This is a genomic window from Actinospineispora eucalypti, from assembly GCF_039543365.1.
Classification (GTDB): domain Bacteria; phylum Actinomycetota; class Actinomycetes; order Mycobacteriales; family Pseudonocardiaceae; genus Pseudonocardia; species Pseudonocardia eucalypti.
The window spans coordinates 190,576-208,850 of sequence record NZ_BAABJP010000068.1 but is presented as its reverse complement, the minus strand read 5'-3'; the positions used below and the strand labels follow the sequence as shown (position 1 = coordinate 208,850).

The following is an 18,275-nucleotide window of genomic DNA, read 5'->3' as shown; positions in this document are numbered from 1 at the left end:
GGCCATGGCCCGCGCCACCGAGGGCCTGCGGCCGCCCTACGCCGTGGTCGATCTCGGCGCGCTGGACGCCAACGCGCTGGACATGGTGCGCCGGGCGGCCGGCAAACCGATCCGCCTGGCCAGCAAGTCGGTGCGCTGCCGGCAGATCCTGCGCCGGACGCTGGCCACCGACGGCTTCCGGGGCATCATGGCGCTGACCCTGCCCGAGGCCGGGTGGCTGGCGGAGGAGTTCGACGACGTGCTGGTCGGCTACCCCACCGCCGACGGCGACGCGCTGCGCAAGCTGGCGGTCGACGAGCACCGCGCGTCCCGGGTCACCGTGATGGTGGACTCGCCCGAGCACGTGGAGTTCGTCGCCGAGGCGGCCCGGGGCGGGGCGCCGCTGCGGGTGTGCCTGGACCTGGACGCCTCGCTGCGCCTGTTCGGCGACCGGGTGCACCTCGGGCCGCGCCGCTCGCCGGTGCGCTCGCCCGGACAGGCCCGGGCGCTGGCCGAGGCGGTGCTGGCCCGTCCGGAGCTGCGGCTGATCGGCCTGATGGCTTACGAGGGGCAGATCGCCGGCGTGGGCGACAACCGGCCCGGCTCGCCGGTGAGGCGCGCCGCCATCCGGGCCATGCAGCGGGCCTCGGCCAAGGAGCTGCGGGAACGGCGGGCCGAGGTGGTGGCCGCCGTGACCGCCCTGGCCCCGCTGGAGTTCGTCAACGGCGGCGGGACCGGCAGCCTGGAGTCGACCGCGTCCGAGCCGGCCATCACCGAGCTGGGCGCGGGCTCGGGCCTGTACTCCCCCGGCCTGTTCGACGCCTACACCGGCTTCCGGCACCATCCCTCCGCCTTCTTCGTGCTGCCCGTGGTGCGCCGGCCCGCACCGGACATGGTCACCGTGCTCGGCGGCGGATGGGTGGCCTCCGGGCCGGTCGGGACCGACCGGCTGCCCGTCCCCACCTGGCCCACCGGGCTGCACCTCACCGCCACCGAGGGCGCGGGCGAGGCGCAGACCCCGCTGGCCGGACCGGGCGCAGCCGCACTGGGCCTCGGCGACCGCGTCTGGTTCCGCCACGCCAAGGCCGGTGAGCTGTGCGAACGGGTTGACGTACTGCATCTGGTCCGGGGCGACCGCATCGTCGACGCGGTACCCACCTACCGAGGCGAAGGCCGGGCATTCCTATGACCACCCCCGAATGGCGGAACTGGAGCGGCCACGTGCGCGCCTGGCCGGTGCGGGTGGTCGCGCCGGCGAATGTGGACGAGGTCGCCGGTGCGGTGAAGGACGCGGTCCGGGACGGCCTGCGGCTGAAGGCGGCCGGATCGGGGCACTCGTTCAGCGAGATCGCCGCGCCGGACGGCCTGCAGCTGCGCCTGGACCGGCTGGCCCGGCTGGTGCGGGTGGACACGGCCACCGGCCTGGTCACCGCGCAGGGCGGCATCCCGCTGCACCGGCTGAACCCGCTGCTGGCCGGGCACGGCCTGGCCATGGAGAACCTGGGCGACATCGACCGGCAGACCATCACCGGCGCCATCTCCACCGGAACGCACGGCACCGGGGCGCGGTTCGGCGGCATCGCTACCCAGGTCCAGGGGCTGGAGCTGGTGCTGGCGGACGGCTCGGTGGTGAGCACCTCCGCCGAGGAACGCCCCGAGCTGCTGGAGTTTGCCCGGGTGGGCCTCGGCGCCCTCGGCGTGATCACCAAGGTCACGCTGCGGTGCGTGCCGTCGTTCGCGCTGCACGTGATCGACGAGCCGATGCCGCTGGACCGGGTGCTCGCCGAGCTGGACGAGCTGGTCGAGGGCAACGACCACTTCGAGTTCTTCTGGTTCCCCTACACCGACACCGCGCTGACCCGGCGCTTCCGGCGGCTGCCCGCCGACACCGAGCTCAGGCCGATCGGCCGGCTCAGCCACTGGTTCGACGAGTCCGTGGTCACCAACGTCGGCTTCGGCACGCTGAACCGGATCGGCACCCGCTTCCCGGGCTTCGTGCCCAGGGCGAACCGGATCGTGTCCGGCTCGCTGAGCCGCCGCGAGTACACCGACCTCTCGCACCGGGTGTTCGCCTCCCGCCGCGACGTGCGGTTCAACGAGGGCGAGTACGCCTTCCCGAGGGAACGCTTCGTCGACGTCGTCGCCGAGGTCCGGGCCATGCTGGACCGGCTGGACCTGAACGTGGCGTTCCCCTTCGAGTGCCGCTTCGTCGCCGCCGACGACATCCCGCTGGCCCCCACCTACCGGCGGACCAGCGCGTACCTGGCGTTCCACCAGTACCACGCCATGCCGTACCGGCCGTTCTTCGACGCCATGGAGGACATCTTCGCCGCGGTCGAAGGCCGGCCGCACTGGGGCAAGATGCACCGCCTGGGCGCCGAGCAGCTGCGCACCCGCTACCCCCGGTTCGACGAGTTCGTCGCGCTGCGCGACCGCCTCGACCCCACCGGCGTCTTCACCAACCCGTACCTGGACAAGGTCCTGGGTCCCCCACCAGCCTGCCCCCACCGGGCCTAACCGGCCCCAGGCCGATTGGCGTATGTGCCGGCTCGGTTCCCACCGGTCCGTGTACCGCGCGCCTGCCGCATAGGATCTGACTCCGTGGATCTCAGGATTTTCACCGAGCCCCAGCAGGGCGCCACCTACGCCGACCTGCTCCGCGTGGCGCGGACCGCGGAGGACGCCGGATTCGACGCGTTCTTCCGGTCCGACCACTACCTGGCCATGGGCGTCTCCGGGGAACCCGGCCCGACCGACGCCTGGACGACCCTCTCCGCACTCGCGGTGCAGACCGAGCGGATCAAGCTCGGCACCCTGGTCACCTCGGCGACCTTCCGCCTGCCCGGACCGCTGGCGATCACCGTCGCGCAGGCCGACCAGATGTCCGGCGGCCGGATCGAGCTCGGCCTGGGCACGGGTTGGTTCGAGGCCGAACACACCGGCTACGGCATCCCGTTCCCGCCGCTGGCCGAACGGTTCGACCGGCTGACCGAGCAGCTCGAGATCATCACCGGGCTCTGGGGCACCCCGGCGGGGCAGACCTACTCGTTCTCCGGCAAGTACTACACCCTGGTCGACTCGCCCGCGCTGCCCAAGCCCACCCGGCCGATCCCGGTGATCATCGGTGGCCGGGGCACGAAGCGGACCCCGGCCCTGGCCGCCCGGTTCGCCGACGAGTTCAACGTGCCGTTCGCCCCGCTGGACATGGTCGTCGAGCGGTACCGGCGCGTGGCGCAGGCCTGCCAGGACGCCGGCCGGGACCCGGCCGAACTCACCCTCTCCGGTGCGCAGACCCTGGTGATCGGCACCACCGACGCCGACATCGCGCGGCGGAGCGCGGTGACCGGCCACACCGAGGAACAGCTGGCCGCCAACCCGGTCGTCGGCTCGCCGGCCAGAATCGTCGACCAGATCGGGCACTGGCGGGAACAGACCGGTATTACCCGGCTCTACCTACAGGTGCTCGATCTCACCGATCTGGAGCAGCTCGAACTCGTTGCCGCCGAGGTCGCGCCGCAGCTGTCTTAGCGCCAGACGATTTCGGACCTCGCAATCCGCGCCGGCAATCACCGGGGAATCGCTCGTTCCCCGGTGATTAGTTGGCCTGGTGATATGCCTCGAGCAGGTCGGCGGGGATACGGCCGCGGTCGGAGACCTTCATTCCCCGCTCACGGGCCCACTCACGAATCGCCTGGTTCTGTTCGCGGTCCGCGGCCGCGCGGCGCGGAACGGCGGCACCACCGGCCGGCCGGCGGCGCGCATTGCCCGGACGGCGGGCCGCCGCGATGAACTGGGCGAGCGTGTCCCGCAACCGTCCGGCGTTCTCGCTGGACAGGTCGATCTCATAGGACTTGCCGTCCAGCCCGAACTCGACGGTCTCCTGCGCCACCTGACCATCGAGGTCATCCACCAGAGAAACCAGTACCTGTTGCGCCATTGCGCACACACCTCCAACAAGCTGGAACGGCTAAACCGCGTATCGCCCCGCGGCCCAATTCCCAGAATCAACGCCAGACTAGACCCGCCTCCCGCGACAAGTCCAATCGACCCATTACACCGGAAGGGGATTATCCGCCGCCCATTCGGGCGAGCAACGCGGCTGAACAGGAAAGCCGCCGCCAGGGCCGATGCATCCGGCCCAGGCGGCGGCTCGTTCCCCCCAATACGGCCGTCAATTACTCGACCACACCGGACCCAACGAGTGACCCACGGATTCGAAACGGTCCGATCACCGCGCCCGGTTTCCGCGCGGCGCCGAGGCCGCGGCGGCGACCAGGGCCGTCCTGAGCGGGCGGCCGGGCAGAATGGGCGCATGGATCATGAGGCGTTTGTCGACTCCTGGGTGACGGCGTGGAACGCGCACGACCTGGACGCCGTACTCAGCCACTTCGCCGACGACGTGACCTTCCGCTCTCCGGTGGCCGCCCAGCTGCTCGGCGGCGACGGGGTGATCCGGGGCAAGGAGGCGCTGCGCGCCTACTGGGCGGAGGGCCTGCGGCGCATTCCCGACCTGCGCTTCGAGGTGGTCGGCAGCTACCTGGGCGTGGACTGCCTAGTGATCAACTACCGGAACCAGAAGGGCGGCCTGGTGAACGAGGTACTGATCTTCGAAGGCCCACTGGTCACCCAGGGCTACGGCACCTACCCCGGCACCGACACCAACCCGGCCGGAGCCCGTTAGGCGCCGAGGGCGCGGAGCACGAAGTCGGCCAACCGGTCCAGGTAGTCCGGGGTCGCGGGGGTGCTGCGCACCCCGACCCGCCAGTACAGCGGCCCGGCCAGCACGTCGAGGGCGACGTCGACGTCCAGATCGGCCGGCAGCTCGTCCCGCGCGATGGCCCGGTGCAGGATGTCCGCCGCCAGGGCGCGGCGCGGCTCGCCGACCGCGGCGTGGGTGGCCTCGGCCAGCCCCGGGTCGCGGTTCGCCTCGGCCACCAGGTCGGCCAGGATCCGGCCGAACGCCGGGTGGGTGACCCACTCGTGCAGCCCGTGCAGCAGCGCCAGCACGTCGCCGCGCAGTGAGCCGGTGTCCGGCAGGACCGCCCTGGGCACGCTGAAGTCGGCCAGCACCGCGATCACCATGTCCCGCTTGCCCGGCCAACGCCGGTAGAGCGCACTCTTGCCCACCCCGGCCCGCTTGGCCACCGCTTCCATGGACACCCGGGCGTACCCGTGCTCGACCAGCTCGTCGAACACCGCGCGGGAGATGTCCCGGGTGATCTCGGTACGCAGGACCGCGGCGCCGGTGGCCGTGCGGGGTGACATCGCGCCACTATAGCTGATGGACGGGACGGTACCGTCCTGTCTATATTGGTCGGGACGCTACCGTCCCGTCCAAATTCGATTGGGGTGCCCCGATGAAGCAGCTGATGTTCCACGACGACCCGCAGTTCTGGTTCGAGACGCTGCGCGTGTTCGGCCAGGCCGCCTACGGCGGATCCGACTTCGGCGAGGTGGTGGCCACGGCCGGCCGCATCACGCCGGGCGACTACGACAGCTGGCACGACGCCTGGGCCGCCATCGCCGACCGGCTGGCCGGCGAGGCCGACCGCGCGGCCGGGGCCGGGCACGGCGTCAGCGCCCGCCAGGGCTACCTGCGCGCCGCCACCTACTACCGGACCGCCGAGTTCTTCCTGCACGACAACCCGGCCGACCCGCGCATCGCCCACGCCTACGGGCGCTCGGTGGACTGCTTCCGGGCGGCCGTGCCGGAGGCCGAGCCGGTACGCATCCCCTACCGGGACACCGAGCTGCACGGCTACTTCTACCGGGCCGCGACGAGCGGGCCGACCCCGACGATGGTCATGCACAGCGGCTTCGACGGCGGCGCCGAGGAACTGCACACGTTCGGCGCCCTGGCCGGACTGGAGCGCGGCTACCACGTGCTCACCTTCGACGGCCCCGGCCAGCCGAGCGCCATCCACCGGCAGGGCCTGGTCTTCCAGCCGGACTGGGAGCACGTGGTCTCCCCGGTGCTGGACCACCTGCTGGCCACCGAGCCGACCGTGGACCCCGAGCGGATCGCGCTGCTCGGGCTGAGCCTCGGCGGCATGCTCGCGCCGCGCGCGGCCGCCTTCGAGCCGAGGATCGCCGCGCTGGTCGCCCTGGACGGCGTCTTCGACGCGGCCCGGCCCGTGCTTGCCTCGTCCGACCTGGACCGGGCCGAGCTGGTGCGCCGGGCCAACGCCGAGCGCGACGACGAGCTGGACCAGATGCTGGACGTGGCGGTCGCGACCAACCCGACCCTGCGCTGGGCGATCGGCCACGGACGGTTCGTCATGGGCGCGGCCACGCCGCGGGAGTTCCTGGCCCGGTTCCTGGAGTACCACCTCGGCGACGGGGTGGCCGAGCGGGTGGCCTGCCCGACCCTGGTTTGCGCGGCGGAGGACGACCTGTTCTTCACCGGGGAAGGCGCGCTTCCCGGCGAGCCCGAGCGGCTCTACGAGCGCCTGACCTGCAAGAAGACCCTGCTGCGGTTCACCGAGGAGGAGGGCGCGGACGCGCACTGCCAGGTCGGCGCGCAGCGGCTGGCCATGGCCCGGATCTACGACTGGCTGGACGAGACGCTGCGCTGATCGCGGGGATTGTGAACGCAACGGCTCGCCATTACGGTAGTGACCGCACACTTCCTTAGCGGCACAACGACGAGCCGGGGGCGGTCTGATGTTGGCTTCGGTAGCGGGGCGGGTCGCACTGGTGACCGGCTCCACGCGTGGCATCGGAGCCGCGATCGCCCAGCGGTTGGCCGGCGCCGGCGTCATGGTCGGGGTCTGCGGGCGCTCGGCCGACGCCGGCGAGGCGGTGGCCGAGGACATCCGGGGCCGGGGCGGCACGGCCCGCTACCTGCCACTGGACATCGGCAGCGAGGACAGTGTGCGGGCCGTGGTACTCGACTGCGTCCGGGAGTTCGGCCGGCTGGACATCCTGGTGAACAACGCGGCGCCGACCGACCAGATCATCGCCGGCACCGACAGGTCGCTGCTCGACCTGACCACCGAGGACCTGGGGGCCATGCTGGTGCCCGGCCTGTACGGGCAGGTCTGGGCCTGCCGGTACGCGCTGCCGCACCTGATCGAGTCCGGGCACGGGTCGATCGTGAACATCTCCTCGATGGCGGCCGAGCTGGGCATGCCCGGCATGCCGGCGTACAGCATGGCCAAGGGTGCGCTCAACGCGCTGAGCCGGCAGGTGGCCGTCGACTACGCCCGCCGGGGCGTGCGGTCCAACACCATCGTGATCGGCTACGTGCTCAGCGGCGAGGCGCTGGCCTACCTGGACGGCCACCCCACGGCCGGCGCCGCACTGCGGGCGGCCACGCTGACCGAGCCGGGCTCCCCCGAGGACGTGGCGGACGCGGCACTGTTCCTGGCCTCCGACTCCTCGAGGTACATCACCGGCTCGGAGATCAAGCTGGACGGCGGGCTGATGTGCAGCCGCGACCTGCCGAACATCCCGGCCGCGTTCGCGGAGGCGGTGCAATGAGCGGGCAGCCGAGCTACGACCCGTACGACCGCGCCGGGCGGGAGGACCCCTACCCGGGCTACTCCGAGCTGCGGGACCGCTGCCCGGTGCACCACCTGGACGTGCCCGGGGTGGAGGTCGACCGGATCAACGCGAACCCGATCGTGGCCCGGCCGACCACCGACTTCTACTCGGTGGCCCGCTACGCCGACGTGACCGCGCTGCTGCAGGACAACCGGACGTTCGCCAGCGGCCAGGGCCCCGGGCCGGAGCGCCTGGTGGCCCCGGACGGTGTCGGCATGCTGATCTACGCCGACGAGCCGCACCACACCCGGCAGCGGCGCATCGTGGTGGCCGCCTTCCAGCCGAAGGTGATCAACCCGATGCGCCCGGACATCGAGCGGATCTGCGAGCGGCGCCTGGACGCGTTCGAGGCCTCCGGCGCTCCGGCCGACCTGATAGCCGGGTATGCCGAACCGGTGCCGATCGAGACGATCGCGCTGGTCCTCGGCGTGCCGGCGGAGGACCGGGACCGGTTCAAGCGCTGGAGCGACGACACTCTGCTGGCGCTGGGCGGGGACGCAGAGGCCTACGAGCGCTCGTACCGGTCGCTGGTGGAGCTTCAGGAGTACTTCTCCCAGGCCGTGGCCGTGCGCCGCAAGGACCTGGCGGCGGGCACCGAGCCGCCCAACGACGTGCTCACCCACCTCATCCACGCCGAGTACGAGGACCGGCAGTTCACCGACGAGGAACTGCTGATGGCGCTGCAGATCCTGCTGGTCGCCGCCGTGGACACCACCAACCACGCCATCGGCAACGGCGTCCACCTGCTGCTGACCCACCCGGAGACGCGCGAGCTGCTGGCCCGCGAGCCCGACCGGTGGGGCCTGGCCGTCGAGGAGATCCTGCGCTACGAGGCCCCGGCCCAGGCGCTGTTCCGCACCACCACCACCGCCGACACGGTGGTCGCCGGCATCCCGATCCCGGCGGACGCCAAGGTCCGGGTGCTGTTCGCCGCCGCGAACCGTGACCCCGCCGCGTTCCGCGACCCGGACGAGTTCCGCATCGACCGCGACCCGAGTGAGGTCCGCCGGCACCTTTCCTTCGGCCGGGGCGCGCACGCCTGCCTCGGCGCGGCGCTGGGCCGCACCATGCTGGAGATCGCCCTGCGCACGCTGCTGCGCCGGCTGCCCGGCCTGCGGCTGGACCCGGAGAACCCCGCCCGGCGCGACCTGGACCGGTTCCACACCCGCACCTGGGCCACCCTGCCGGTGCGCTGGTGATCACACCCCGAGAGGAAACCACCGTGAGTGATTTCGACGTCGCCGTCGTCGGCACCGGCGCGGCCGGGCTGGCCGCCGCGCTGGAGGCGTCCGCGTCCGGGGCCAGCGTGCTGCTCATCGAGGGCTCCGACGTGGTCGGCGGGTCCAGCCGGCTGTCCTCCGGCGTGGTCATGGGCGCCGGCACCCGCTACCAGAAGGCCGCCGGCATCGAGGACAGCGCGGACGCGCTCTACTCCTTCTACCTGTCCACCAACCACTGGAACGTCGAGCCGCCGGTGGTGCGCCGGCTGGCCGACGAGTGCGGCCCGACCATCGACTGGCTGGGCGACCTGGGGGTCCGGTTCTACGAGCAGATCTACTTCTCCGGGGACGAGCCGCAGGCCCGCGGCCACGTGGCGATCGGCGAGGGCGCGGCGATCGTGGAGGCGCTGTACGCCCAGGTGAAGCGGCGGCCCGGGATCGAGGTGGCGCTGCGCCGGCGGGTCAACCGGCTCGTCGTTGAGGACAACCAGGTGGTCGGCGTCGCGGTGGACGCGGACGGCGGGTCGGACGAGCTGCGCGCCGGCGCGGTGGTGCTCGCCCTGGGCGGGTTCGGCGCCAACGAGAAGCTGGTCGCGGAGCACCTGCCCACCGTCTCCCGGCTGTCCGGCGACTTCCTCTGGTACATCGGCGCGGAGACCTCCCAGGGCGACGCGTTCACCCTCGGCGCGCAGGTCGGGGCCCAGGTCCTGGGCCACGACCGGTGCCAGATCAACGTCCGCCCCAACTTCGCCCACCTGCCGGACGCCTACCTTCCGGGGTGGCTGGTGCTGGTGAACGGCACCGGGCGGCGGTTCTTCAACGAGATGGCCCCGTACAGCGTGACCCAGCCGATCTTCCTGTCCCAGCCGCACCCGATTCACGCGATCTTCGACGACGCGGCCAAGCGCGCCGCCCAGCCCAAGACGTCCGCCGGGGCGAAGAAGGTGCACATCCCGGGCGCCGACTGGGAGGACTGGGTGGAGCCGGTGGTCGACGAGATGGTCGGCAAGGGGCGGGTGACCAGGGCCGACAGCCTGGAGGAGCTGGCCCGGGCGATCGGGGTGCCGGAGGCCAACCTGCGCGGCACCGTCGAGCGGTACAACGCCGACGTCGCGGCCGGCCGGGACTCGCTGTACCTCAAGGAACCGAGCGTCATGCGGCCGATCGAGCAGCCGCCGTTCTACGCCGCCGAGGTCCGGCTCAGCCAGCTGGGCCTGACCAGCGCGGGGCTGCGCATCGACCCGGACGCCCGGGTGCTGGCCACGACGACCGCACCGGTGGACGGCCTGTTCGCGGCCGGCGAATGCACCGGTGGCGTGCTCGGCGACGTGTACATGGGCAGCGGCAACTCGCTGTGCAACTGCCTGACCTTCGGGCGCATCGCCGGCCGGTCGGCGGCCGCGTCCGCACGGCTCAGCTCCTAGCCCACTCCAGCGCCGACGGCTGCCCGCTCACCGGGCGGCGACCGCCTCGGCCGGCTCCTCCGCCCCCGGTCGGGGGCCGAACCGGAGCCGGACCAGCGGGTACACCACCAGCACGATCACCGTGGAGGCCACGAACCCGAACGGGAACACCCCGGTCTCGGCCAGCAGGTAGGCGACCACCGAGGCGAACGCCAGGGTCCCCACGCCGGCCCAGTTCACCACCTCCACCCCCGGCGGCCGGGGGCGCCACCGGGACACCAGGTAGAAGTCGGCGATGGCCAGCGCGATGAACCCGATGATCACGATGCCCAGCACGCTGAGGAACCCGGACAGCTTCTCGAACACGCCCGCCGCGATCATCAGCAGACAGATCGCGTTGGCCACCAGGATCATCACCAGCCGGTTCGGGTGCCGCCCGGACAGCACGTAGCAGAGGTTGGACAGGGCCAGCGCGCCGGAGTAGACGTTCAGCACCTGCACCTTGGTCTGCGCCACGTACATCAGGGCGAAGCCCAGCACGCCGGAGAGGATCACGAAGTAGGCGCCGGTGTTGTGCGTGGCCAGGGCGCCGGCCGCCGCCACGGCGGTCTCCGGGGTTGCCTGGCCGCTGGCCACCAGGTGGTCGCCGACCAGCTTGTTCCCGCCCGTGAGCACCAGGATGCCCAGCGCGATGCCGACGATGTCCAGCATGATCACCCCGGTCAGGCTGACCCCGCCGACCGCGCCCTTGCCCCGCGCGTACCGCGCGTAGTCGGCGTTCACCAGGATCAGCGCGCCGCCCTGGCCGCCCAGCATGCCGACCACGGTGAAGAACCGGGCCTCCTCCGACCCCACCACCGAGGTGCTGGCCTGGGTGAACGCGTCGGCCAGGGTCACCGGGGACTCGCCGTAGATGCGGAAGGTCATGTAGGCCAGCAGGCAGAGGAATACCACCACCAGCACCGACGAGGTGCGGGTGACCATCTTGATGCCGAACATGCTCAGCAGCACCCAGACCAGGGTGAGCAGGCCGTAGATCAGCACTCGGTTGCCCGTGCTGTCCGGCCAGCCGAAGGCGAACAGGGTGCCGTGGTAGAGCACCACGTTCTCGCTGGCCAGCAGGCCGATGATCATCACGCCGAAGGCCAGTGAGGAGATCGCCGAGCCGCGCAGGCCCAGGCCGTAGAACCGGGGCAGCACGGTGCTGGACAGCCCCTCCACCCGCGCGATGTTGCCGAACAGCCAGCCCAGCGCCATCACGAAGACGCCGACCAGCGCCCCGGCCACCAGCCCGAGCACCGAGCCGACCAGCGCGGTGATGGTGCCGGCGATGGTCAGCTGCAGCAGCGAGGTGGCGATCCCGGCCGGCAGCCAGGACAGGTACCAGCCGGACTTGCGCTCCTCCTCCGGCACCGGGGTCAGCGAGTTGTCGTCGATCGCCTGCCAGAGCCGGCCGGCGGCGCGCGCGTTCTCCTCGGGCACCTGTCTACCTCCCTGATTCCAGCAGCGCGGCCAGCTCGTCGGTGTCGCCGACCCGGCCGATGAAGTGCGCGATGTCGGTGAGCGCGAAGCGCTGCACCTGTTCCGGGGTGAACTCGCCCCAGCCGGCGTCGGCCAGCCCGACGGTCGCGGTCGCGTCGGCGACGAAGAACACCGCGAAGTCCCGGAACAGCGCGTCCCGGGCGGTGGCCTCGCAGCAGGAGTGCGTGGCCACGCCGGTGACGATCACCGAGTCCACTCCCCTGGCCCGGAGGGATTCCTCCAGGTCGGTGCCGTGGAAGGCCGAGTAGCGCCGCTTCACCAGCAGCTCGTCCCGGTCCTCCCGGAAGTCGACGTCCGGGTGCACCCGGACGCCTTCGGTGCCCTCCACCAGCGCGGCGCCGGACGCGGTGATCGGGTGCAGGTAGCGCACCATGCCCAGGTCGGCGCCGTCCGCCCGGTGCACCTGGGTGGTGTAGACCACCGGCAGCCCACGATCGCGGGCCAGCCCGATCAGCCGGTTGATCCGGGGGATCAGCGCCCGGGCCGCCGCGCACTCGTAGGGTGCGCCGCCGGCCACGAAGTCGTTGGTCATGTCGATGACCAGCAGCGCCGCCCGGTCCGGGTGGAACGGCAGCTCCCGGTCGGACACCGCCATCATGTGTCGCTCGGCCATCAGGCGCTCACCCGCTCGCCGGCCATGGCGAACGCGGTCCGCCGGGCCAGCGCCATGGTAGTGATCATCGGGTTCACCGCCGGCGAGGTGGGCATCGCCGCCGCGTCCCCGATCCACACCCCGCGCACGTCGTGCAGCTGCCCGCGCGTATCGGCCACCGAGGTGGCCGGGTCGGCGCCCATCCGGGCCGAGCCCAGCTGGTGCGCGGAGGCCGGCACCCCCTCGTGCTCCGCCGCGTCCAGCCGCCGGCGGAACTCCTCGAAGTCCTGGCCGGCCCGCCAGCGCAGCTCCGGCGTGTGGAAGGTGTAGATCTCCTCGGCCCCGGCCAGGTGGTGCAGCCGGGCCAGCTCCACGTGCGCCAGCGCGGCCACCCGCCGGTCCACCGGGTCGGCCAGCCGCCAGCGCACCACCGCTTCACCCTCGGCGTCCAGCACCACCTCCCCGCTGCCGTGGTCGTGCGCCACCCCGTGCCAGGGCGCCACCCGGGCCAGCTTGCGCATCTCCCGCTTGTGCGCCGCCCCGTCGGTCCAGTCCAGCTGCGCCGCCCAGCCGCGCGGGCTGAGCGTCACGTGCTCCAGCAGGAAGCCGGCGCCCTCGGCCGCGTTGTGGAAGGCGAACGAGACCGCCGTCTGGATCTGCCCGGACCAGGCGTTGATCTCCCGCGGATACACCCCGCTGACGAAGTAGGCCGGGTGCAGCCGCAGGTGCCGGCCCACAGCCGGGCCGCCGATCCCGGACCGCAGCAGCAGCGCCGGGGTCTCGATCCCGCCGGCCGCCACCACCACGGTGGGCGCGTGCACGGTCACCTCCGCGGTGGAGCCGTCCGGCCGGGTCAGCGTGCCGACCACGCCGCGCGCCGCACCGCCGTCCACCAGGATCCGCCGCACGTTCGTGCCGGTCAGGAACCGGGCGCCGGCCCGGGCCGCGTCCCGCAGGTAGGTCCGGTCGGTGGACTGTTTCGAGCCCTGCTGACAGCCCGCGTTGCAGAACCCGCACAGCCGCGCGTCGTCGTCATCGGCGCAGTTGCGCGCGATGGCCTCCCAGGCCAGGCCCCGTTTGTCCAGCGCGTCGACCATCGGTTCGGCGGCCGGGGCGAGCACGGTGCGCTCGGTGTTCACGTTCAGCCGGGCGCGCACGGACGCCAGGTGTTCGTCGAAGGCGGCGGTGGCCACGTCGGCCAGCCCGTGCTCGGCCGCCCAGGCCGCGCGGACCTCGGCCGGCGGGTCCAGGCAGACCATCGAGTTGATCACGGTTCCACCGCCCAGCGCCGAACCGGCCAGCAGGCCGATCGTGCCGCCCTCGGCACTGAACTGGCCGCCGCGCAGGTACATCCCGGCCATGTCGTGCTCCAGCTGCCGGAAGTCGGCCGGCGTCCACTGCCGGCCCGCCTCCACCACCAGCACCGACCGCCCCCAGCCGGCCAACTCGGCGGCGATCACCGAACCGCCCGCGCCGGAGCCGACCACGCACACGTCGGCGGTCAGGGTGACCTGGTCGCCCTCGGGCCGCAGGGTGTCCAGCCGTTCGGCGACGGCGGGCGGGGCGCTGACCGGGCCGGGGTAGCCGAGGTCGGCCCAGTTCGGGTTGCGCCCGCCGGCGTCGGGCAGCGAGTAGTAGGCGCCGAGCACCTCGGAGCACAGCCCGCGCAGCGCCGGGGCGTGCGGGCCGCGCAGCATCCAGTCCCGCAGCAGGGCGGTGCGCTCGGGCAGCGGCGCATCGGCGAACCCGCGCTCGCCCAGCGCGTCCAGCAGCGCCCCGGTGGCCGCGTCCGGGGCGAGCAGCTCGGCGATGCCGAGGTCGCCGGCCGTCCGGGCGTAGAACTCCGCCGGCTCACCGGCGGGCGGTTCGACGGACGGGACCAGGGTGTCGCACACCTCGGCCAGCGTCCGCGCGCGCCGGGTGGTGGTCCGGTCGTCCGGTGGCCGCACCATCTGGGTCATGGTCACCTCACCAGTTCGGGTGTGGCCACCCTCACCAGGAGCCGTTGAACCGGCAACCATCCGGGCCCGCTGGGCGGACCGGGCCGCTCAGTCAGTCGCCAGTGCGCCGATGGTCTTGGTGATCCGGTGGCTGACCATGTCGAGCAGGCCGGCGTACTTGGGCACGTCGGCCCGGAACACCGGCCCGGTCACCGACAGCGCGGCCAGCGCGGCCCCGGTCGGGCTCCGCAGTGGGATGGCGACACTGAGGTAGCCGGTCTTGGTCTGCTCGCGCTCCACCGCGTAGCCCAGCTCGCGGATCCGGGCCAGCTCCTGCAGCAGCAGCCCGGGCGCACCCACGGTCTGCGGGGTGATCCGCTCGAACGGGTTGGCGACCACCTCGTCCAGCAGCCGCCGGGGGCCGAAGGCGAGCAGCGCCTTCCCGGTCGCGGTGCAGTACAGCGGCATCCGCCCGGCCACCCGGGACGGGCGGCGGACCTGCCCGTGACCAGACACCTTCTCCAAGTAGAGCACGTCCAGCCCGTCGGCCACGGCGAGGTGGATGGTCTCGCCGGTGGCCTGGTAGAGGTCCTCCATGTACGGCCGGGCCGCCTCCCGGAGAATGCGCTGCCGGGGCACCCGCTGGCCGATCTCGAACAGGCGCATGCCCAGCCGGTAGTCCGAACCACGCCGCTCCAGCACGCCCCAGCGCAGCAGTTCCTGGGCGAGCCGGTGCACCGAGGCCTTGGCCACCCCGGACCGCCGGGCGATCTCGGAGAGGCTCAGGTGCTCGTCGTCCGGGCCGAACGCCTCCAGGATGAACTGGACCTTGCCGAGCACGCTGTTCTGCTGCTCGAGGTATCCGGCGGTCACTGCCGTAGCGTCTGCCGTAGCCGTCATCTCAGTATCCTGATTGCCCGGTGTGACCCGGGCAACGGACCCGGTCCGCTGAACGGAACGCCCGGCCACTAACGAGTTATCCGCGCCTCGGCGAGCTCGAAGGCGGAGGACCGGGTGATCAAGCCTCGGGGTTGGACGGCGGGGCGGCGCAGAAGCAGCTGGGGTAGCACCACGTGTAGCAGGCCACCGCGTACTCGGTCGGCGCCGGGGCGGCCGTCACCACGCCGATGCCGAGCAGGGCCGAGGCAGTGACGCTCAGGGTGGCCACGAGCAGTCGCTTGAGCATCGTCGCTCCTCGGAGGCGGGTGGCGGTGGGCTCGTATGGAACCACCGCCACCTCCAACCTCACAAGCTCAATTAGGTTCACGGGGTCAACACGGCCCGGCCGCGCACCAGGCCGGCCCGCACGTCGTCCACCGCCTTCGCGGCCCGGGCCAGCGGGTAGGCCTGTACGTCCAGGCGCAGCTCGCCGGCCACCAGCCGCTCCACCAACGAACCAGCCACCTCGCGGGCCCGCCGCTCCCGGCGGATCATGTTCACCGGCAGCAGCGCGACGTCGTCCAGCAGCCAGGACGGCAGATCCACCGTCACCTCCGGGCCGGTCACGTAACCGATCACCACCGCCCGGCCGCCCGGGCGGACCCAACGGGTGCGCTCCACCAGCCGTTGGCCGCCCAGGGTGTCCACCAGCAACGTCGCCGAGCGCCGCCCGGCCAGCGCGGCCACCTGGTCCGGGTCGGAGGCATCCACCGCCCGGGCGCCGCCGGGGACCCAGGAGAGCTGCTCCGCCCGGCCGACCACGCCGGTGACCGAGGCACCCCGGGCCAGCGCCATCTGGGTGAGCATCGCCCCCACGGCGCCCGCCGCGCCGACCACGACCACCTCTTCGCCCTCGCCCAGCGCGGCCACGTCGTGCAGCGCCACGTAGGCCGTGGTGGCCGGCACGAAGAAGGTCGCCGCCACCTCCGCCGGCAGCTCGGCGGGCACCGGGGTGAGCGCCTTGGCCGCCACGCTGACCCGCTCGGTCCAGCAGCCGTCGCGCAGCAGCCCGAGCCCGCCGCCGCGCAGCATCACCCGGTCCCCCTCGGAGACCGGCGCCCCGGGGTCCGCCGCCAGCACCTCGCCCGCGCCCTCCACGCCACCGGTGTACGGCAGCTCCGGACGCATGCGAAAGTCGCCGGCCGCCACGGTGAGGTCCAGGTGGGCCACGGCGGCGGCGGTGACCCGGACCAGCACCTCGCCCGGCGCCCGCTCCGGCTCCGCCACCTCGTCCATCACCGGCGGCCGGCCCCAGGCGTGGAACCGGGCGGCCCGCATCAGCCGGCCGCCTTGGCCAGGAACTCCAGGCTGATCGGGTTGTACCGGTCGGCCTGCTCGTGCTGCGGCCAGTGGCCGCACTTCTCGAACAGCTCCAGCCGGGAGCCGGGGACCGCCCGGTGCATCCGGTCCGCCTCCGGCACCTCGCCGAACGGGTTCTGCCGGCCCCAGATGATCAGGGTGGGCTGGGTGATCCGGCCCAGGTACTCCGGGGTCAGCAGGTTGCGCCGGCGGATCTCCATGTTCTGCAGGGACAGCAGGTTGTCCACGTTCGCCACGAAGTCCGGGGCGTGGTAGATCGCGTGCCGGACCTCGACCAGCTCCTCGGTGGCATCCACCGGGTCGGCCATGAGCAGGCGCAGCCGCTTGCGGGTCAGCTCCACGTCGTCGCTGGACACCGCCGCCTTGGTGCTGGTGCGGATCCGGTCCATCACCTCGGGGTTGGCCACCGTGCCGCCGGCGCAGAGCAGCTGCAGGCTGGCCACCCGTTCCGGGTGCTCCACCGCCGCCCGCGCGCCGACCCAGCCGCCCAGCGACTCACCGACGATGTGCGCCCGCTCCACCCCGACCGCGTCCAGGTAGGCCAGCAGGTGCTCGGTGTAGTCGGGGATCTCGTAGGGCCGGTTCGGCTTGCCGGTGTAGCCGTGCCCGAGCATGTCGACGGCGTGGCAGTCGTAGCGCTCGGCGTGCACCGCGATGTTGCGGGTGAACGCCTCCAGGTGCCCGCTGGTGCCGTGCAGGAACACCACGGCCGGCCCGCGGTGCTCGCCCTCGGGGCCCGCCCGCAGGGTGCGGGTGCGCACCCCGCCGGCGTCCACGTACTCCAGCCGGAAGGCGGCCGGGGCCAGTTCGTTCCAGATGCTCACGGCGTTGTCCTCTCGCGCGTATTGATTCGGTGCACTTGGGTGTTGCTGCGCGCGGCCAGGCGGCGGGCCAGCACCACCGCCGCGACCAGGCCCAGGACCAGAGCCACTCGCTTCATCGGCCGGCCACCGAGTCGAGGAAGCCGCTGACCACGGCGTGGTACTCGGCCGGCCGCTCCTCCTGCAGGTGGTGGGAGGCGTGGTCCATCACGTGCAGGTTCCCGTTCGGCACCATCCGGGCCAGCATCAACGGGTAGTCCGGGGTGAGGAACGCGTCCTGCATGCCCCACATGAACAGCGTCGGCGCCTGGATGCGGGGCAGCTCGTCGGTCAGGTCCTGCCAGTCCCCGCGCGGGGAGTCGGACATCGCGGCCAGCTCCCGCTCCCCCGGGTCCAGGCTCTGCCGGTAGCGCAGCTCGACGGTCTCCTCGGGCAGCTTGGCCGGGTCGTACCACTCCAGCCGGGTGATCAGCTCGCGCATCTTGGCCAGGGTCGGCCCCTCGCCGCCGTAGTAGACGTCGCGGGCGTTGCGGCCGCGCCGGCCGCCCTCGGGCAGCGGCGCCAGCGGGCCGTAGAACACCGGCATGCTGCCGGTGATCACCAGCGAGCGCACGCGGTCCGGGTACTTCGCGGCCAGGTTCAGCGCAATGGTGCCGCCCCAGGAGTTGCACACGATGTCCGGCGCCTCGAGCCCGAGGGAGTCCAGCAGCGCCACCGTCTTGGCCGCGTGGAAGTCCCACATCGGCCCGGTGATCCGGAGCTTGTCCGAGCGGCCGTACTGCAACAGGTCCACCAGCAGGCAGCGGCGCGCCCGCGCGAACAGCGGGGCGACCGGCCCGAAGTCGCTCCAGCCGGTACAACCGGGGCCGCCGCCGTGCAGGAACACGGTGTCCGGGCCGGTGCCCAGCTCGTGGTAGTGGAACGTGACGCCGTCGGCCTTCACGTACTTGCTCTCCGGGGGTTGCATGGTTCTC

General features: G+C 72.6%; 18 protein-coding genes. 8 read left to right on the top strand and 10 right to left on the bottom strand.

What is annotated here, in order from left to right:
* Positions 1 to 4: 4 nt before the first annotated feature.
* The 3 genes from ABEB12_RS41275 to ABEB12_RS41265 all read left to right on the top strand — a co-directional run bounded on the left by ABEB12_RS41275 (position 5) and on the right by ABEB12_RS41265 (position 3,507).
* Complete coding sequence (locus tag ABEB12_RS41275; protein ID WP_185066191.1) at positions 5 to 1,168, top strand: alanine racemase; 1,164 nt, start codon at positions 5 to 7, stop codon at positions 1,166 to 1,168.
* Entirely contained in the window at positions 1,165 to 2,496 is a 1,332-nt protein-coding gene (locus ABEB12_RS41270) for a D-arabinono-1,4-lactone oxidase (protein ID WP_185065746.1), read from the top strand. The genes ABEB12_RS41275 and ABEB12_RS41270 overlap by 4 nt, the downstream gene beginning before the upstream one ends.
* 84 nt (positions 2,497 to 2,580) lie before the next feature.
* Positions 2,581 to 3,507: a TIGR03560 family F420-dependent LLM class oxidoreductase gene (locus tag ABEB12_RS41265; protein WP_185065745.1), complete on the top strand. Its 927-nt coding sequence runs from the start codon at positions 2,581 to 2,583 to the stop codon at positions 3,505 to 3,507.
* A gap of 67 nt (positions 3,508 to 3,574) precedes the next feature.
* Here the strand turns inward: ABEB12_RS41265 and ABEB12_RS41260 are convergent, their stop codons facing one another.
* Positions 3,575 to 3,916: an Lsr2 dimerization domain-containing protein gene (locus ABEB12_RS41260; protein ID WP_185065744.1), complete on the bottom strand. Its 342-nt coding sequence runs from the start codon at positions 3,914 to 3,916 to the stop codon at positions 3,575 to 3,577.
* 375 nt (positions 3,917 to 4,291) lie between these two features.
* Between ABEB12_RS41260 and ABEB12_RS41255 the strand changes: the two genes are divergently transcribed.
* The gene (locus ABEB12_RS41255; RefSeq protein ID WP_185065743.1) at positions 4,292 to 4,660 is read left to right on the top strand and encodes a nuclear transport factor 2 family protein; all 369 of its coding nucleotides are present in this window, start codon (positions 4,292 to 4,294) and stop codon (positions 4,658 to 4,660) included.
* On the opposite strand, the gene ABEB12_RS41250 is transcribed toward ABEB12_RS41255, so the two are convergent.
* Entirely contained in the window at positions 4,657 to 5,244 is a 588-nt protein-coding gene (locus ABEB12_RS41250) for a TetR/AcrR family transcriptional regulator C-terminal ligand-binding domain-containing protein (protein WP_185065742.1), read from the bottom strand. The genes ABEB12_RS41255 and ABEB12_RS41250 overlap by 4 nt on opposite strands.
* A 92-nt stretch (positions 5,245 to 5,336) precedes the next feature.
* On the opposite strand from ABEB12_RS41250, the gene ABEB12_RS41245 reads away from it, so the two are divergent.
* The 4 genes from ABEB12_RS41245 (at position 5,337) to ABEB12_RS41230 (ending at position 10,168) form a co-directional block, all read left to right on the top strand.
* Positions 5,337 to 6,554, top strand: coding sequence for an alpha/beta hydrolase (locus ABEB12_RS41245; protein ID WP_185065741.1), 1,218 nt, complete (start codon positions 5,337 to 5,339; stop codon positions 6,552 to 6,554).
* Between the two features lie 88 nt (positions 6,555 to 6,642).
* Positions 6,643 to 7,461 (top strand): SDR family oxidoreductase, encoded by an 819-nt coding sequence (locus ABEB12_RS41240; RefSeq protein WP_185065740.1) that lies wholly within the window; start codon positions 6,643 to 6,645, stop codon positions 7,459 to 7,461.
* The gene (locus ABEB12_RS41235; RefSeq protein WP_185065739.1) at positions 7,458 to 8,723 is read left to right on the top strand and encodes a cytochrome P450; all 1,266 of its coding nucleotides are present in this window, start codon (positions 7,458 to 7,460) and stop codon (positions 8,721 to 8,723) included. The genes ABEB12_RS41240 and ABEB12_RS41235 overlap by 4 nt, the downstream gene beginning before the upstream one ends.
* 23 nt (positions 8,724 to 8,746) lie before the next feature.
* The gene (locus ABEB12_RS41230; protein WP_185065738.1) at positions 8,747 to 10,168 is read left to right on the top strand and encodes an FAD-dependent oxidoreductase; all 1,422 of its coding nucleotides are present in this window, start codon (positions 8,747 to 8,749) and stop codon (positions 10,166 to 10,168) included.
* A gap of 27 nt (positions 10,169 to 10,195) precedes the next feature.
* Here ABEB12_RS41230 and ABEB12_RS41225 read toward each other — a convergent pair whose 3' ends face one another.
* The 8 genes from ABEB12_RS41225 to ABEB12_RS41190 all read right to left on the bottom strand — a co-directional run bounded on the left by ABEB12_RS41225 (position 10,196) and on the right by ABEB12_RS41190 (position 18,268).
* Complete coding sequence (locus tag ABEB12_RS41225; RefSeq protein WP_185065737.1) at positions 10,196 to 11,629, bottom strand: cytosine permease; 1,434 nt, start codon at positions 11,627 to 11,629, stop codon at positions 10,196 to 10,198.
* Positions 11,630 to 11,633: 4 nt separating this feature from the next.
* On the bottom strand, positions 11,634 to 12,302 hold the full coding sequence (locus ABEB12_RS41220) for an isochorismatase family protein (protein ID WP_185065736.1): 669 nt from the start codon (positions 12,300 to 12,302) through the stop codon (positions 11,634 to 11,636).
* A complete protein-coding gene (locus tag ABEB12_RS41215) occupies positions 12,302 to 14,242 on the bottom strand; it encodes an FAD-dependent oxidoreductase (protein WP_185065735.1) in 1,941 nt (646 codons plus the stop codon). The genes ABEB12_RS41220 and ABEB12_RS41215 overlap by 1 nt, the downstream gene beginning before the upstream one ends.
* 87 nt (positions 14,243 to 14,329) lie before the next feature.
* On the bottom strand, positions 14,330 to 15,094 hold the full coding sequence (locus ABEB12_RS41210) for an IclR family transcriptional regulator domain-containing protein (protein WP_221498792.1): 765 nt from the start codon (positions 15,092 to 15,094) through the stop codon (positions 14,330 to 14,332).
* Between the two features lie 145 nt (positions 15,095 to 15,239).
* Positions 15,240 to 15,407, bottom strand: coding sequence for a hypothetical protein (locus ABEB12_RS41205; RefSeq protein WP_185065733.1), 168 nt, complete (start codon positions 15,405 to 15,407; stop codon positions 15,240 to 15,242).
* A gap of 77 nt (positions 15,408 to 15,484) precedes the next feature.
* Entirely contained in the window at positions 15,485 to 16,438 is a 954-nt protein-coding gene (locus ABEB12_RS41200) for an alcohol dehydrogenase catalytic domain-containing protein (RefSeq protein WP_185065732.1), read from the bottom strand.
* Complete coding sequence (locus ABEB12_RS41195; protein WP_185065731.1) at positions 16,438 to 17,304, bottom strand: alpha/beta fold hydrolase; 867 nt, start codon at positions 17,302 to 17,304, stop codon at positions 16,438 to 16,440. The genes ABEB12_RS41200 and ABEB12_RS41195 overlap by 1 nt, the downstream gene beginning before the upstream one ends.
* Before the next feature lie 112 nt (positions 17,305 to 17,416).
* Complete coding sequence (locus tag ABEB12_RS41190) at positions 17,417 to 18,268, bottom strand: alpha/beta fold hydrolase (protein ID WP_221498791.1); 852 nt, start codon at positions 18,266 to 18,268, stop codon at positions 17,417 to 17,419.
* Positions 18,269 to 18,275: the final 7 nt, after the last annotated feature.

What these genes read in the sequence shown, in the direction of transcription:
- ABEB12_RS41215 (WP_185065735.1), bottom strand. Translation starts at nt 14,242, where the DNA reads ATGACCCAGATGGTGCGGCCACCGGACGACCGGACCACCACCCGGCGC.
- ABEB12_RS41220 (WP_185065736.1), bottom strand. Translation starts at nt 12,302, where the DNA reads ATGGCCGAGCGACACATGATGGCGGTGTCCGACCGGGAGCTGCCGTTC.
- ABEB12_RS41250 (WP_185065742.1), bottom strand. Translation starts at nt 5,244, where the DNA reads ATGTCACCCCGCACGGCCACCGGCGCCGCGGTCCTGCGTACCGAGATC.
- ABEB12_RS41270 (WP_185065746.1), top strand. Translation starts at nt 1,165, where the DNA reads ATGACCACCCCCGAATGGCGGAACTGGAGCGGCCACGTGCGCGCCTGG.
- ABEB12_RS41205 (WP_185065733.1), bottom strand. Translation starts at nt 15,407, where the DNA reads ATGCTCAAGCGACTGCTCGTGGCCACCCTGAGCGTCACTGCCTCGGCC.
- ABEB12_RS41245 (WP_185065741.1), top strand. Translation starts at nt 5,337, where the DNA reads ATGAAGCAGCTGATGTTCCACGACGACCCGCAGTTCTGGTTCGAGACG.
- ABEB12_RS41235 (WP_185065739.1), top strand. Translation starts at nt 7,458, where the DNA reads ATGAGCGGGCAGCCGAGCTACGACCCGTACGACCGCGCCGGGCGGGAG.
- ABEB12_RS41190 (WP_221498791.1), bottom strand. Translation starts at nt 18,268, where the DNA reads ATGCAACCCCCGGAGAGCAAGTACGTGAAGGCCGACGGCGTCACGTTC.
- ABEB12_RS41240 (WP_185065740.1), top strand. Translation starts at nt 6,643, where the DNA reads ATGTTGGCTTCGGTAGCGGGGCGGGTCGCACTGGTGACCGGCTCCACG.
- ABEB12_RS41260 (WP_185065744.1), bottom strand. Translation starts at nt 3,916, where the DNA reads ATGGCGCAACAGGTACTGGTTTCTCTGGTGGATGACCTCGATGGTCAG.
- ABEB12_RS41275 (WP_185066191.1), top strand. Translation starts at nt 5, where the DNA reads ATGGCCCGCGCCACCGAGGGCCTGCGGCCGCCCTACGCCGTGGTCGAT.
- ABEB12_RS41255 (WP_185065743.1), top strand. Translation starts at nt 4,292, where the DNA reads ATGGATCATGAGGCGTTTGTCGACTCCTGGGTGACGGCGTGGAACGCG.
- ABEB12_RS41200 (WP_185065732.1), bottom strand. Translation starts at nt 16,438, where the DNA reads ATGCGGGCCGCCCGGTTCCACGCCTGGGGCCGGCCGCCGGTGATGGAC.